13 protein-coding genes and 5 tRNA genes are annotated in these 13,818 nt (G+C 66.8%); 12 read left to right on the top strand and 6 right to left on the bottom strand.

Features of this window, described 5'->3' with window-relative positions; all coding sequences use genetic code 11:
- Positions 1-110: 110 nt before the first annotated feature.
- From ppk1 to DFO63_RS14370, 4 genes are all read right to left on the bottom strand, one after another.
- Positions 111-2,198 carry a polyphosphate kinase 1 gene (gene ppk1 / locus DFO63_RS14385; protein WP_049446701.1) on the bottom strand — a complete coding sequence of 696 codons (2,088 nt, stop codon included), beginning with the start codon at positions 2,196-2,198 and terminating at the stop codon, positions 111-113.
- Positions 2,199-2,202: 4 nt separating this feature from the next.
- Positions 2,203-3,534, bottom strand: coding sequence for a phosphate regulon sensor histidine kinase PhoR (gene phoR, locus DFO63_RS14380; RefSeq protein ID WP_005415460.1), 1,332 nt, complete (start codon positions 3,532-3,534; stop codon positions 2,203-2,205).
- Between the two features lie 106 nt (positions 3,535-3,640).
- Positions 3,641-4,330, bottom strand: coding sequence for a phosphate regulon transcriptional regulator PhoB (gene phoB / locus DFO63_RS14375; RefSeq protein ID WP_119007237.1), 690 nt, complete (start codon positions 4,328-4,330; stop codon positions 3,641-3,643).
- A 116-nt stretch (positions 4,331-4,446) separates the two neighbouring features.
- The gene (locus DFO63_RS14370; RefSeq protein ID WP_170871731.1) at positions 4,447-6,147 is read right to left on the bottom strand and encodes a M48 family metalloprotease; all 1,701 of its coding nucleotides are present in this window, start codon (positions 6,145-6,147) and stop codon (positions 4,447-4,449) included.
- Between the two features lie 88 nt (positions 6,148-6,235).
- On the opposite strand from DFO63_RS14370, the gene grxC reads away from it, so the two are divergent.
- The 6 genes from grxC to DFO63_RS14340 all read left to right on the top strand — a co-directional run bounded on the left by grxC (position 6,236) and on the right by DFO63_RS14340 (position 11,066).
- Positions 6,236-6,526, top strand: a complete 291-nt coding sequence (gene grxC / locus DFO63_RS14365; protein ID WP_004154541.1) for a glutaredoxin 3 — start codon at positions 6,236-6,238, stop codon at positions 6,524-6,526.
- Positions 6,523-6,915, top strand: a complete 393-nt coding sequence (locus DFO63_RS14360) for a carboxymuconolactone decarboxylase family protein (protein WP_032129080.1) — start codon at positions 6,523-6,525, stop codon at positions 6,913-6,915. Before grxC ends, DFO63_RS14360 begins: the two co-directional genes overlap by 4 nt.
- 417 nt (positions 6,916-7,332) lie before the next feature.
- Positions 7,333-8,337, top strand: a complete 1,005-nt coding sequence (locus DFO63_RS14355; protein WP_014036138.1) for an isocitrate dehydrogenase — start codon at positions 7,333-7,335, stop codon at positions 8,335-8,337.
- Between the two features lie 245 nt (positions 8,338-8,582).
- Entirely contained in the window at positions 8,583-9,326 is a 744-nt protein-coding gene (locus tag DFO63_RS14350; RefSeq protein WP_049446693.1) for a cysteine hydrolase, read from the top strand.
- A 53-nt stretch (positions 9,327-9,379) separates the two neighbouring features.
- Complete coding sequence (locus DFO63_RS14345) at positions 9,380-10,288, top strand: LysR family transcriptional regulator (RefSeq protein WP_049446690.1); 909 nt, start codon at positions 9,380-9,382, stop codon at positions 10,286-10,288.
- Between the two features lie 25 nt (positions 10,289-10,313).
- On the top strand, positions 10,314-11,066 hold the full coding sequence (locus DFO63_RS14340) for a sulfite exporter TauE/SafE family protein (RefSeq protein ID WP_049446688.1): 753 nt from the start codon (positions 10,314-10,316) through the stop codon (positions 11,064-11,066).
- Positions 11,067-11,077: 11 nt separating this feature from the next.
- Here DFO63_RS14340 and DFO63_RS14335 read toward each other — a convergent pair whose 3' ends face one another.
- Complete coding sequence (locus DFO63_RS14335) at positions 11,078-11,698, bottom strand: flavin reductase family protein (RefSeq protein ID WP_049446686.1); 621 nt, start codon at positions 11,696-11,698, stop codon at positions 11,078-11,080.
- A 125-nt stretch (positions 11,699-11,823) separates the two neighbouring features.
- Complete coding sequence (locus DFO63_RS14330) at positions 11,824-12,582, bottom strand: Bax inhibitor-1/YccA family protein (RefSeq protein ID WP_087921670.1); 759 nt, start codon at positions 12,580-12,582, stop codon at positions 11,824-11,826.
- 180 nt (positions 12,583-12,762) lie between these two features.
- On the opposite strand from DFO63_RS14330, the gene DFO63_RS14325 reads away from it, so the two are divergent.
- The 6 genes from DFO63_RS14325 to DFO63_RS22220 form a co-directional block, all read left to right on the top strand.
- Positions 12,763-12,839: transfer RNA gene (locus DFO63_RS14325), tRNA-Pro, on the top strand.
- A gap of 39 nt (positions 12,840-12,878) precedes the next feature.
- Positions 12,879-12,955, top strand: a tRNA-Arg gene (locus DFO63_RS14320).
- A 173-nt stretch (positions 12,956-13,128) separates the two neighbouring features.
- Positions 13,129-13,205, top strand: a tRNA-His gene (locus DFO63_RS14315).
- Between the two features lie 79 nt (positions 13,206-13,284).
- A tRNA-Lys gene (locus tag DFO63_RS14310) sits at positions 13,285-13,360 on the top strand.
- Positions 13,361-13,556: 196 nt separating this feature from the next.
- Positions 13,557-13,632: transfer RNA gene (locus tag DFO63_RS14305), tRNA-Lys, on the top strand.
- A partial coding sequence (locus DFO63_RS22220) for a hypothetical protein (protein ID WP_220452927.1) occupies positions 13,619-13,818 on the top strand: 200 nt, incomplete at its 3' end. The genes DFO63_RS14305 and DFO63_RS22220, both read left to right, overlap by 14 nt.

Here is a 13,818-nt window from a genome sequence, read left to right as displayed (position 1 = left end):
GGCGCTCACGCCCCCGCAACCGGACCCGCCCCGCCTTCGACAGTTCTTTGCGATCTGATGGTGGGTGCCTACCGCTCCTGGTAGGTGTCGACCTTGGTCGACACACCGGGTTACAGACCCTGCATCAACGCCATCTGTGCCGAATGCGGTGCCTCGTCGTGCGCCGGCGCACGCTTGTGGTAGACGCCGTCGGCGTCCAGTTCCCAGGCGTTGAGGTTGTCGTCCAGGTAGTTCTGCAGGACCTCGCGGTACACACGCTTGGCCAGTTCCGGGTCGAGGATCGGGAAGCAGGTCTCGACCCGGCGCAGCAGGTTGCGTTCCAGCCAGTCTGCACTGGCGCAGTACATTTCCGGTGCGCCGTCGTTGCCGAACCAGTAGACGCGGCTGTGTTCCAGGAAGCGGCCGACGATCGAGCGCACGCGGATGTTGTCCGACACGCCCGGCACGCCCGGGCGCAGGGTGCAGGCGCCACGGATGATCAGGTCGATCTGCACGCCGGCCTGCGAGGCGGCGTACAGCGCGCGCACCACCTGCGGTTCGTTCAACGCGTTCATCTTGGCGATGATCCGCGCCGGTCGGCCGGCGGCGGCGATGCGCGTCTCGCGCTCGATGCGGCCGAGGATGCCGGTGTGCAGGGTGAAGGGCGACTGCAGCAGGCGCTTGAGCTTCATCTTCGAGGCCAGCCCGGACAGCTGCTGGAACAGCAGGTGCACGTCGTTGCCGATGTCAGCATCGGCGGTGATCAGGCTGATGTCGGTGTACGCACGGGCGGTGCCGCTGTGGTAGTTGCCGGTGCCCAGGTGCACGTAGCGGCGCAGCTTGCGGCCCTCGCGGCGCACGATCAGCAGCATCTTGGCGTGGGTCTTGTAGCCGACCACGCCGTACACCACCTGCACGCCGGCCTCCTGCAGGCGATCGGCCAGGCCGAGGTTGGCTTCTTCGTCGAAGCGCGCGCGCAGTTCGACCACCACGGTCACGTCCTTGCCGTTGCGCGCGGCCTGGATCAGTGCGTCGACGATCAGCGAATCCTTGCCGGTGCGGTACAGGGTCTGCTTGATCGCCAATACGTTGGGGTCGATCGCCGCCTGCCGGATCAGGTCCAGCACCGCGGTGAAGGCATCGAACGGGTGGTGCAGCAGCAGGTCCTGGCGCGCCGTGGTCTCGAAGATGCCGTCACTGTCGCGCAGCGTGCGCGGGGTCATCGGCGGGTACTTCAGGTCCGGCTGCGCGATCAGGTCGTACAGCTGGATGATGCGGTTGAGGTTGACCGGGCCATCGATGCGGTACACCGCGTTCTCGGTCAGGCCGAAATTCTGCAGCAGGGTGCGCACGATCTCGCGCGGCATGTCGTGGGCGATCTCCAGCCGCACCGCCGGCCGGTAGCCGCGATCGACCAGCTCGTCACGCAGTGCCAGCGCCAGGTTCTCCACTTCCTCCTCATCCACCACCAGTTCGGAGTTGCGTGTGACGCGGAACTGGTAGGCGCCCTGGACTTCCATGCCCGGGAACAGCTCATCGACGAAGGTCGACAGCACCGAGGACAGGAACACGAAGTTCTGCGGCCCGCCGAGCTTTTCCGGCAGCTGGATGATGCGCGGCAGCGATCGCGGTGCACGCACGATGGCCAGATGGCCGGCGCGGCCGAACGCGTCGGTGCCCTTCAGCACCACCACGATGTTCAGCGACTTGTTGAGGATCTTCGGGAACGGGTGCACCGGGTCCAGGCCCAGCGGCGACAGCACCGGCATGATCTCGTTGCGGAAGTACGCACGCAGCCAGCGCTTCTGGCGGTCGGTCCAGGAATGGCGGCCGAGCACGCCGATGCCGGCGTCCATCAGCGCCGGGCGCAGCGTCTCGTTCCAGCAGCGGTACTGCTGGTCCACCAGTTCCGCAGCGCGGTCATGGATGGCGTTGAGGATGGTCTGCGGGCTCATTCCGTCCGGGGCCGGCGGCAGGCCGAATTCCTGCGCGTGGCGCACGGCGGCGGCGCGGATCTCGAAGAACTCGTCGAGGTTGGTGCAGGAGATGCACATGAAGCGCAGGCGTTCCAGCAGCGGCACCTGCGGGTCCATCGCCTGCGCCAGCACGCGGAAGTTGAAATCCAGCTGCGACAGCTCGCGGTTGATGTACAGCGCCGGGTCGCGCAACGGATCGTTGTCCGGGCTCACGGGGAGGGGGAGGGATCCGAGGCTGCTCATGGCGTCATTCTTCGATGGAGGTCAGGGGGGCAGACTCGCGCGGGCGCACGTGGTCGGCATCGAAATGGCAGGAGAACACCGAGCCCTTGCCGACTTCGCTTTCAATCTCCAGCCGTGCGTGGTGCAGGCCGAGGATGTGCTTGACGATGGACAGGCCCAGCCCGGTGCCGCCGCTCTCGCGTGAGCGGCTGCTGGACACACGGTAGAAACGTTCGGTCAGGCGCGGCAGGTGGGTGGCCGGGATGCCATAGCCGGAATCGCGCACCGCCAGCACCGCGCCGTCGCCTTCGCGGCGGAACTCCACCGCGATGCGGCCGCCGGCCGGGGTGTAGCGCACCGCATTGGTGACCAGGTTGGAGAAGGCGCTGTGCAGTTCCTTGGTCGAACCCTGCAGGTCGACACCGGCGAGGTCGTCGATGCTGATCTGGTGGCGGCCCTGGCTGTGCGCCTCGGCCTCGCGGCGCAGCGTCGCCAGCATCGGCTGCATGGCCACGGTCTCTTCCTCGCTGTGTTCCTGCGATTCGAGGCGCGACAGCGTCAGCAGGTCTTCCACCAGCTGGGCCATGCGCTGGCTCTGCTTGCGCATTTCTTCCAGCATCGGTCCGGTTCCCGGGAAATCCTCCGGGTCCATCATGTCCAGGTAACCGTGCACCACGGTGAGCGGCGTGCGCAGTTCGTGTGAAACGTTGGCGACGAAGTCGCGGCGCACCTGTTCCAGGCGCAGCAGTTTGCTGACGTCGCGGGCGATCAGCAGCCAGTAATCCGACGAATAGGGAATCAGGCGCAGGTTCAGGCGGATCGCCGGGTCGACCGGCGAGGGCACGTCCAGGATCGGTTCGGCATTGCGGCCGCCGGCCAGCCAGTGGGCCAACGGCATCGGCTGCAGGCGTTCGACCAGGGCTTCGCCGAGGTCACCCGGATGATGCAGGCCGAGCAGGGCGGTGGCGGCCTCATTGAACCACTGCACGCGCTGGCTGTTGCGGTCCAGCACCACCACCGCGTCGGGCAATGCGGCGGCGGCGGCGCGGTAGCTGCGCAGCATGTCCAGCAGGCGGCGCTTGCGCACGCGCATTTCCACCTGGTTGCGGTACAGCAGGCGGTCCAGTTCGTTCCAGACGCCGGTGCCTTCTTCGGCGGTGTCCCAGCGCTGGCGTGCGGTCAGGCGGCGCAGCACGCTGCGCAGGCGCCAGTAATGCCAGGCCAGCGTGGCCAGCGCGCCCAGCGCGATGCACAACCACAGATGGCCCGTGAACCATCCCACCAGTCCGGCGAACAGCAGTACCGCGGCAACGGTGGCCAGGGTCTTCAACCAGGCAGAGCGGATGTGGCGGGGCATTGCGGTCTCGTCGTTGAGGTGCGGCGGTTCACTGGGGTGAACCGAGGGTTATAGCAGAGTTGCCGGCACCGGCACCCGCAGGTGCGCGGTGCCGGCACGACGAGACTCAGGTCGCAGTAGAGAAGCGGTAGCCGGCGCCGCGCACGGTCTGCACCATGTTCTCGGCGCTGAACGGTTCCAGCGTCTTGCGCAGGCGGCGGATGTGCACGTCGATGGTGCGCTCCTCCACGTACACGCTGCCGCCCCACACATGGTCCAGCAGCTGTGCGCGGGCATAGACGCGCTCCGGGTGGGTCATGAAGAAGTGCAGCAGGCGGTATTCGGTCGGGCCGATCGGCACCGGCTGGTCGTTGGCGAACACGCGGTGCGCGGCACCGTCGATGCGGATCGGGCCGACCGCCACGCTGCCGTCCTCGTCATCCTCGCGGGCACGGCGCATGACCGCACGGATGCGGGCCAGCAGTTCGCGCGCCGAGAATGGCTTGACCACGTAGTCGTCGACGCCGGCTTCAAGGCCACCGACGCGGTCGTTCTCTTCGCCACGGGCGGTCAGCATGATGATCGGCACTTCGCGGGTCAGCGTTTCCTTGCGCCAGCGGCGGGCCAGGTCCAGGCCACTGGTGCCGGGCAGCATCCAGTCCAGCAGGATCAGGTCCGGAACGCGGTCGGCGATCGCGGTCTGGGCCTCCCGGGCATCGCCGGCGTGGACCGGTTCGTAATCGCCCTTGCGAAGGGCGAAGGCGACCATTTCACGGATCGCGGGCTCGTCATCGACGATCAGGATGCGTTTCTGCACGAGGACACCGTAGGGCTCGGTTACTGGAGTGGTGCCAGTAGACTACGGTTTGATGACATGTTTGTGACTACCCGGCCGGAACCGGCCTGGATTGCCATCGGCCGGTCATGCAGCGCTCAGCGGCGGTCCAGGTCCGGGTCCTGCACGCCTTGGCGGCGCAGCTCCAGCACGGTCGGGGTGATCGATTCGATGCGGGCGTCGACCCGCGCGCGGCCGATGTAATCCAGCGCCGGATTGCGCTTGAGCGCCTGCAGCTGCATCAGCGCCTGTTCCGGCCGCCCGCTGAGGAAGGCCGCCTCGGCATAGGCCTCGCTGGCACGCACGCTGTCGCCGGCCAGCTCGCTGGCGCGGGCAAAGCGCTGCTGGAAGACCGGATCGTTACCGCTTTGCGACAACAGGGGGCGCAGCATCGCCTGCGCGCGCTGACCGGCTTCGCGGTTGCCCTGTTCGTTCAGGATCTCGGCATAGGTCAGTGCCACCGGGCGGCTGTTGGGGTGTTCGCGCAGCAGCTGCTCGAAGCGGCTGTTGGCCTGGGCGGTCTGGCCTGCCCGCGACTCCGCTTCGCCCAGGCCCAGCGCCAGCCACAGGTTGCCGGGATGGGTCTGGAGCAGGCCGGCCAGGGTCTGCCGGGCTTGGCCGGCGCCCGCGCGGCCACCGCGCATGACGGCCAGCGCCTGGCCATAACGCTGCGCATCGTTGAGACCGTCCTTCTGCCGCTTGGCCAGGTCGGCATACTCGCGTTCCAGTTCCGGAGTGGAATCCGCGCTGAGCACGCGCAGGCGCTCACGCGCCCAGTCGAAGTCGCCGCTGGCGCCACGGTTGAGCTGGCCGATCGGCAGGCGCAGCACACTGCTGGGCAGCAGCGGGTTGTTGCCGCGCAGCAGCGGCTCGCCCAGGCTGGGATCGGCCGGGTCCACCCGCTCCTTGCGCTCGCCGGTGGGGGTGCTGGTGGTCAGCAGCACCGTATCCTTCTTCATCTGCTCGGCGCGGGCCTTGGCCTCGCTGATGCGGGTGATGTTGACCGGGTGGGTGCGCAGGAACTCGGGGACGCTGTAGCCCCCCTCGTTGCCACGCATGGCCGCCGACATCCGCTCGAAGAAGCCGGCCATGGCATCCACGTCGTAGCCGCTGCGCGACAAGGTGCGGATGCCGAGGCGATCGGCCTCGGACTCGTTGGACCGGGTGTAGTTGATCTGCCGTTGCTGCATCAGGCCCATGCCCGAGCTGATCGCGGCCATGGTCGCGTTGCCGGACGACGTGCTGTTGCTGGCCTGGGCGGCCACCACCGCCGCCAGCATGCCCAGCAGGATCGGGATCTGGTCGCGCTGGGCGCGTTCGACACCGCGCAGCACATGCTGCTGGGTGACGTGGGCGATTTCGTGCGACAGCACCGCCGCGACCTCGTCCTCGCGCTCGGCGGTCAGCACCAGTCCGGCGTTGACCCCGATGTAGCCGCCCAGCGTGGCGAACGCGTTGATCTGGCGGTCGTTCATCACGAAGAAGGTGTATGGCTGCCGCGGCTGGTCACTGTTGGAGCCGAGCCGGGTGCCCATGGTCTGCAGCCAGTCGTTGACCAGCGGATCTTCCAGCAGGTAGCCGTAGTTGCGCAGCTCGCGCAGCATCATCGCGCCGTACTCGGCCTGGCGGGCCGGGGTCAGCAGCTCGCCGGCCGAGGAGCCGATGTCGGGCAGCTTCTCCTGGGCCTGGGCCAGCGGCATGGCCAGGGCCAGGGTGACGGCGGTAGTCAGCAGCAGGGCTCGCAAGCAGGGGTTCCTCGGGCGGGGCGCGCCAAGCGTGGCAGGGCAGGGGGCAACCATTCGTTAATCCACAGTGTTGCGGCCGTGGCGTGGAAATTCCAGCGCACCGGTACCATATGTAGACCGTCGATCCATCGTGGAGTTTCCCGTGACAGCCCAGACCGCCGGCGGTGCCCCCGCCATCACCATCTATTCCACCGCCGTCTGCCCGTACTGCGTGGCCGCCAAGAACTTCCTGAAGAGCAAGGGCCAGCAGTGGACCGAGGTCCGCATCGACCTGGACCCGGCCGAGCGCGAGAAGATGATGGCGCTGACCCGCCGCACCAGCGTGCCGCAGATCTTCGTCGGCGACGTCCATGTCGGCGGCTACGACGACATGATGGCCCTGCACCGTGAAGGCAAGCTCGAGCCGCTGCTGGCCGGGCAGGGCCAGGCATGAGCGCGGCCGACGACGGCAGCAAGGACCGCATCGCCGAGTTCACCGAGTTCCGCAAGCGCATGAACGAGCGGATCCTGGGTGAACCGAACCAGGTGGTGCGCCGCTTCTTCGCGCTGGACACGCAGACCTACCAGGCCGGCGCGCTCGACGTGAAGACCAAGGAACTGCTGGGCCTGGTGGCCTCGATGGTGCTGCGCTGCGATGACTGCATCAGCTACCACGTGGCCCAGTGCAAGGACGCCGGCGTGACCCGCGAGGAGTTCTTCGAGACCTTCTCGGTTGGCCTGGTGGTGGGCGGTTCCATCGTGATCCCGCACCTGCGCCGCGCGGTCGACTTCCTCGACCAGCTTGAAGGCGGCGCCGCCGCCCCGGAAGCGCACGCGCATTGAGGGTAGTGCCGGCCGCTGGCCGGCATCCCCTGAACCCGACATGGCCGAGGTTGCCGGCCAGCGGCCGGCACTACCGCGCCCGCGAGGGGCTTTCCCCGCAATCCAACAGCCCAGGAGCCCCCTTGTTGTCTGCCGGGGCCGGGAAGCGGGCCCGCGCGGCCCTTCGGGTAGTGCCGTGGCTTTCCCCGGGATCCATCCATCAACCCAGGAGCCCCCTTGTTGTTCAAGGGGGCGCGCCGACAGGCGCGGGGATAAGGTGGGATGCGCGGGCAATTCTGCCTGGGCCGGGTACTGGGACCATGGTCTATTTGGGACCTCGGCCCCGGCTCAGGCATAATTGCCGGTGAAACTTCCTTTGCGCCGGCGTTTCCGGGCACGTCCGGACGGCGTTTTTCCCCCTGTTCGGAACATCGATCAATGACGCAGAAAATTACGGTCATCCGCGGCGACGGCATTGGCCCGGAAATCATGGACGCCACCCTGTTCGTGCTCGACCAGCTCAAGACTGGCCTGGAGTACGAAGACGCCGACGCCGGCCTGGTGGCCCTGGAAAAGCACGGCGACCTGATGCCGGCGGTGACCCTGGAATCGATCGCGCGCAACAAGGTCGCGCTGAAGAGCCCGCTGACCACCCCGGTCGGTGGTGGCTTCACCTCGATCAACGTCAGCCTGCGCCGCCACTTCGACCTGTACGCCAACGTGCGTCCGGCCCACACCTTCCCGAACACCAAGTCGCGTTTCGACAACGTCGACCTGATCACCGTTCGTGAGAACACCGAAGGTGCCTACCTGGCCGAAGGCCAGGAAGTGTCGGCCGACGGCGAGACCGCCTTCTCCGGCACCCGCATCACCCGCAAGGGCTCCGAGCGCATCGTGCGCTACGCCTTCGAGCTGGCCAAGAGCACCGGCCGCAAGAAGGTCACCGCCGTGCACAAGGCCAACATCATCAAGTCGACCTCGGGCCTGTTCCTGAACGTCGCCCGTGAAGTCGCCGCACAGTACCCGGAGATCGAGTTCCAGGAAATGATCGTCGACAACTGCTGCATGCAGCTGGTGATGCGTCCGGAGCAGTTCGATGTGATCGTCACCACCAACCTGTTCGGTGACATCATCTCCGACCTGTGCGCGGGTCTGGTCGGCGGCCTGGGCCTGGCCCCGGGTGCCAACATCGGCAAGGACGCGGCGATCTTCGAAGCCGTGCACGGCACCGCGCCGGACATCGCCGGCCAGGGCAAGGCCAATCCGTGCGCGCTGCTGCTGGCAGCCGCGCAGATGCTGGACCATGTCGGCCAGCCGGAAAACGCCGAGCGCCTGCGCAAGGCCATCGTGGCGACCATGGAAGCCAAGGACTCGCTGACCGGCGACCTGGGCGGCACCGGCACCACCATGAGCTTTGCCCAGGCCATCGCCAGCCGCCTGTAAGCGGCCGGCCGACCTCGGTTGGATCCACAGCGGGGCGCCTTCGGGCGCCCCGTTGCGTTGTGGACTGGCTCGTTGGATCCACGCCATGCGTGGATGGCCGGCGTTGGTACGCAGTCACCCATGGGCTGGCTCTACAGGGGGTTGTCTGTGCGCATATCGCACAGATCATGTGCGGCTTGGCGGCTGGTTCGTGCGCCATCCGCTCCGCATCATGTGCCCACTTTCCACCGCACAGGAGCTTGAACATGAACCTCACCGCCTTTGGTCTGGCCAGCCTGATCGGCATGGCCACCGCTACCTCCGTTGCCGCTGCCGAGCCGGCCCATCCCACCATCCGCCACATGGCCGGCGCGCCGGTCGCGACCTCGCTGGATGCGGCGAAGACCGCCGTACTGGTGATCGACTTCCAGAATGAGTACTTCGATGCCAAGGCCGCACCGGGCTTTGCCGGTGGCCGCATGGTCATTCCCGATGGCGTGGCCGCGCTGCGGCAGGCCAAGCGGGTGGTCGAATTTGCCGACGCCCACGGCATCCGCGTGATCCATGTGCAGCACGTGCTGCCGGCCGGCGCACCCCTGTTCGCGCAGGGCAGCGTCAATGCTGCCTTCCATCGCGACCTGCAGCCGCGCCAGGGCGAGACCGTGGTGCAGAAGGACAACGTCAGTGTGTTCGCCGGCGCGTCCGCCGCCGCGCTCGACCAGGTGCTGAAGAGCGCCGGCATCGACACCCTGATCGTCACCGGCCTGCAGACCCATGCCTGCGTGGCTGGTGCTGCGCGCGATGCGGCGGCCGCGCCACGTGGCTACCGGGTGATCGTCTCGTCCGATGCCAGCGCCAGCCGTGACCTGGACCTGGCCGGCGGCCAGCGCATCGGCCATCGCGCGCTGCATGAAGCTTCTCTGGCCCAGATCGAGGACACCTTCGGCGATGTCATGACGACTGACGCGATCCTGGCACTGCCGGTGCGCAAGGCTGGCGACGGCGCTTGATAAGCTGGCGGGGCCCGCATGCCGCGGGCCCCGCCACCTGGAGCTGCCCGCCGATGGATCACTTCGCCGCCCTGCGTGCGCTGCGCGCCATCGTCGACGCCGGCAGCTTTACTGCGGCCGCCGAACGCCTGGGGACCACCCATTCGGCGATGTCGCGGCAACTGCGGCAGTTGGAAGAACACCTGCAGGTGCGCCTGCTCGATCGCAACAGCCGTCGGCTGTCGTTGACCGAGGCCGGGCGCGATTACTACCGTGAGGCGGCGACGCTGCTGGACCGCCTGCAGGAAGCCGACGACCGTGCCCGTGCCGGGCAGGCGCAACCCAGTGGCAGCGTACGTATCAGCGTGCCGCAGGTGGTGGCCAGCCAGGAGCTGCCGCACTGGCTGCCGTCGTTCCTGCAGCGTTATCCGCAGGTTACGCTGGACCTGTCGGCAGATGATCAGCTGGTCGATGTAGTGGGCGGTGGTTTCGACCTGGCCCTGCGCATCGCGGCTTCATTGCCGGACAGCCAGCTGGTCGCGCGCGAACTGGCCAGCTGCCCGCGCATCCTGGTCGCCGCACCGGCCTACCTGGCGCGCCACGGCCTGCCGCGGCAGGCAGCGGACCTGGCACAGCACACGCTGCTGGGTTTCAGTCCCACGCCGTCAATGCCGCCCTGGCAGTTGCAGGGGCCGCGCGGCGCAACCGCGAGCGTCGAAGCCGGGCAGCGCCTGCGCGTGGATGCCACGCCCGCACTGTACGCCGCCGCGCTGGCCGGCATGGGCATCAGCCTGTTCACCGCGCTGACCGTGCAGGAGGATCTGCGCGCCGGTCGTTTGATCCGCGTACTGCCGGCCTGGCATGCCGGCCAGCGGTGCTACTTCGCGCTGTATCCGCATGCACGTGCGCTGGCGCCCAAGGTGCGTGCGCTGGTCGAGCATCTCGCGGCGCACTACGCTGCACAGGTGAGCGCGGCAGGGTAGTCGCGCGGTTGCAACCGAGGTGGTGATGGAGTCGGTGTATCTGCTGGTCGCGCTCGGCGCGATCGTCGCCGGATTCGTGCAGGGCCTGTCCGGTTTCGCCTTCGGGATGGTAGCGATGTCGTTCTGGGCGTGGGGGCTGGAGCCGCGCCTGGCCGCTACGCTGTCGGTGTTCGGCGCGCTGGTTGGTCAGCTGGTGGCAGTGTTCACCGTGCGCCGCGGGTTCAATCTGCGCCTGCTGCTGCCGTTCGTGCTGGGTGGGCTGGCGGGCATCCCGCTGGGCGTGATGGTGTTGCCGCAACTGGACATGGACTGGTTCAAGGCGCTGCTGGGCGGCTTCCTTGCGCTGTGGTGCCCGGTGATGCTGATGGCGCGATCATTGCCGCCGATCCGCGTGGGCGGTCGTATCGGTGACGCGATCGCCGGCATGGCAGGTGGCGTGCTCAGCGGCATCGGTGGTTTCGCTGGACCGGTGCCGACGCTGTGGAGCACGTTGCGTGGCTTCGGCAAGGACGAGCAGCGCGCGGTCATCCAGAACTTCAATCTGGCGATGCTGGCAGTGACCATGGCCACCTATGTCGGCAGCGGCCTGGTGAGCCGGCAGATGCTGCCGTACTTCGCCATCGTGGCACCGGCGATGCTGGTGCCGACCCTGTTGGGTGCGCGCGTCTACATCGGCATCAGCGAGGCGCGCTTCCGGCAGATCGTTCTGAGCTTGTTGACCGCCTCGGGCATCGCACTGCTGGCGTCGTCGCTGCCGGTGCTGCTCGCGCGACCGTAACCGGTTGAACTTCAGGCCGGGCGGAACATGCGGAAGCGCTGTTCGGCGCCGATGCGGAAGTAGTCGGCGGGCCCACCACCGCGCAGGATCGGGGCCGCCGCCGCGGTGTCGTAGATGCCATCGACCAGCAACCGTGCATCGATATGCACCGCCACCACTTCGCCCAGCACCAGCCAACCGCTGGTGTCCTGGCCGGCGGCATCGCGCAGGCGCACGATCTGGGTGCAGCGGCATTCCATGCTCACCGGGCTCTGTGCAACACGTGGGGGTGCGACCTGCGTGGATGCCAGCGGCGTCAGGCCGGCGAGGGCGAACTCGTCGACATCCGGCGCGACCGCGCGGCAGCTTTCGTTCATGGCCACGGCCAGGTCGAACGTGGCCAGGTTCCAGACGAACTCGCCGGTGGCTTCGATGTTGCGCAGCGAGTCTTTGCGGCCCTGGCTGGAGAAACCGATGATCGGCGGGGTGTAGTTGAAGGCGTTGAAGAAGCTGTAGGGCGCCAGGTTCAACATGCCTTGCGCGTCGCAGCTGGAAATCCAGCCGATCGGGCGCGGGCCGATGATGGCGTTGAACGGGTCATGCGGCAGGCGGTGGCCTTCAGCCGGGCGGTAGCTGTGGAAGGTGTCGGTCATGGGGGCGTGTTCCGTAGTGTCGAGCGTGCTCGACTCTACCGCCTGAAACAGTCGAGCAGGCGCGGCCCACAAAAAAAGCCGCGACCCTTGCGGATCGCGGCTTGTCGTTTTCGGCGTGGCTGGACTCAGCGCTGCTGGATCTTCGACAGCAGGCGCAGGAATTCCACGTACAGCCAGACCAGGGTCACCATCAGGCCGAATGCGCCATACCACTCCATGTACTTCGGCGCGCGCTGGGCCACGCCGGTTTCAATGAAGTCGAAGTCCAGCACCAGGTTCAGCGCGGCCACGACCACCACGAACAGGCTGAAGGCGATGCCCAGCCAGCTGGAGTCATGGATCACCGGCACATTGATGTTGAAGAAGCCCAGCACGAACGAGGCCAGGTAGAGCAGGGCAATGCCGCCGGTGGCAGCGACCACGCCCATCTTGAAGTTCTCGGTGGCCTTGATCACGCCGCTGCGGTATGCGAACAGCAGCGCGGCCAGGGTGCCGAAGGTCAGCAGCACGGCCTGGAACACGATGCCCGGGTACTTCATGTTGAACAGGGCCGACACGGCGCCCAGGAACAGGCCTTCGACCAGCGCGTACATCGGCGCGGTGACCGGCGACCATTCCTTCTTGAAGATGGTGATCAGCGCCAGCACCAGACCGCCGATCGCGCCACCGATGGCGTACAGGCTCGCGCTGCCGGAAACCTGGCCGTACTCGTCAACCGACTGGCTCCAGGCGAATGCCGCGGTCAGCACGGTCAACAGCAGCAGGATGCCGGTCTTGTTGGCGGTGCCGTTGAGGGTCATCACCTGGTCGGGGCTGGTCACCACCGAACCGCTGGCGAGGTCGAGGAAGGTCGACTCGGAAAGAGCCGGGTTGCCGCTGCGCATGCGTGTTCTCCGTGCGAATGAGGGTCGGGACGGCCATCCGGCCGATGACCGCGAGCATAGCGGATGACCACGCACGGCGCTGTGGCAGACTTCAGGTTGTAGCCGCCCGCGTTGACAGTTCGCGATGTGCTTGGCGACAATGAACGACTCCCCGGGCCTGGCCCGAGGGGATTGCAGGACCGGGGTATAGCGCAGTCTGGTAGCGCGCCTGCTTTGGGAGCAGGATGTCGGGGGTTCGAATCCCTCTACCCCGACCAATCCCACGTCACGTCGGATTGGACACCGTTCCGGTTCGGGCGCCCGTAGCTCAACTGGATAGAGCACCGGCCTTCTAAGCCGGCGGTTACAGGTTCGATTCCTGTCGGGCGCGCCATCGGCGAGACAGCGGGGTCGCATCGGCGGATGTGAAGAAGTGCTTGCAAAAGCGTAAAGACTCCACCAGAATATCGGACTCGCTTCGGCGGACCGGAACTTCGGTGACAGTCTCCAGGCAAAGGTTTGAGGTTCCATCGCCGGCGGCATCGGCGGGGAACGAAAGTTTCAGTGGTGGCTGTAGCTCAGTTGGTTAGAGTACCGGATTGTGATTCCGGTGGTCGGGGGTTCGAATCCCCTCAGCCACCCCACTGATTCAACCGCATCGGCGCAGCCGAAACGGTATTGCAATAAACAGAAAGCACGCTACAATGTGCGTCTGAGTTTCACGGGCCGTTAGCTCAGTTGGTAGAGCAGTTGACTCTTAATCAATAGGTCCAAGGTTCGAATCCTTGACGGCCCACCAAGACGGAAGCCACCTGGTACGCCAGGTGGCTTTTTTCTTATAAGTGTGACCCTTTCGTTTCGATGGGTCACACGTTGCAGGGCCTCGCCTGGCGTGGATCTGCAACGCAGCGGGATCGCAGTACTGGTTTCAACGATGTTGAAGAAAGTGCTTGCACCCACCGAGCGGATCGGGTCATAATTCGCGCCCCGATTTCGGGCTGTTAGCTCAGTTGGTAGAGCAGTTGACTCTTAATCAATAGGTCCAAGGTTCGAATCCTTGACAGCCCACCAGACGAAAGCCACTTGGTTCGCCAAGTGGCTTTTTTCTTGTCTGCGCGCCGGGTTGAGCGTGCGGATGTCAGTGCGCTGGCTGGTGTGGAGTCCCCTTGAGTCAAGGGGGCGCGGCGAAGCCGCGGGGATGTGGGGGCTGATGAAGTGGGGCCCGCGCTTTGCCGCGCAAAGCGTGGGGCTGCGGCG

It is taken from the genome of Stenotrophomonas sp. AG209 (assembly GCF_003550055.1).
GTDB lineage: Bacteria > Pseudomonadota > Gammaproteobacteria > Xanthomonadales > Xanthomonadaceae > Stenotrophomonas.
Note: the sequence above shows the minus strand (reverse complement) of the source record. Positions and strands in the feature narration are given on the sequence as shown.

Excerpts from the sequence above, each read along its gene's own strand:
- ppk1 (WP_049446701.1), bottom strand. The coding sequence starts at position 2,198 with ATGAGCAGCCTCGGATCCCTCCCCCTCCCCGTGAGCCCGGACAACGAT.
- DFO63_RS14335 (WP_049446686.1), bottom strand. The coding sequence starts at position 11,698 with ATGACCGACACCTTCCACAGCTACCGCCCGGCTGAAGGCCACCGCCTG.
- DFO63_RS14345 (WP_049446690.1), top strand. The coding sequence starts at position 9,380 with ATGGATCACTTCGCCGCCCTGCGTGCGCTGCGCGCCATCGTCGACGCC.
- phoR (WP_005415460.1), bottom strand. The coding sequence starts at position 3,534 with ATGCCCCGCCACATCCGCTCTGCCTGGTTGAAGACCCTGGCCACCGTT.
- DFO63_RS14330 (WP_087921670.1), bottom strand. The coding sequence starts at position 12,582 with ATGCGCAGCGGCAACCCGGCTCTTTCCGAGTCGACCTTCCTCGACCTC.
- DFO63_RS14355 (WP_014036138.1), top strand. The coding sequence starts at position 7,333 with ATGACGCAGAAAATTACGGTCATCCGCGGCGACGGCATTGGCCCGGAA.
- DFO63_RS14360 (WP_032129080.1), top strand. The coding sequence starts at position 6,523 with ATGAGCGCGGCCGACGACGGCAGCAAGGACCGCATCGCCGAGTTCACC.
- DFO63_RS14350 (WP_049446693.1), top strand. The coding sequence starts at position 8,583 with ATGAACCTCACCGCCTTTGGTCTGGCCAGCCTGATCGGCATGGCCACC.
- DFO63_RS14370 (WP_170871731.1), bottom strand. The coding sequence starts at position 6,147 with ATGGTTGCCCCCTGCCCTGCCACGCTTGGCGCGCCCCGCCCGAGGAAC.
- DFO63_RS14340 (WP_049446688.1), top strand. The coding sequence starts at position 10,314 with ATGGAGTCGGTGTATCTGCTGGTCGCGCTCGGCGCGATCGTCGCCGGA.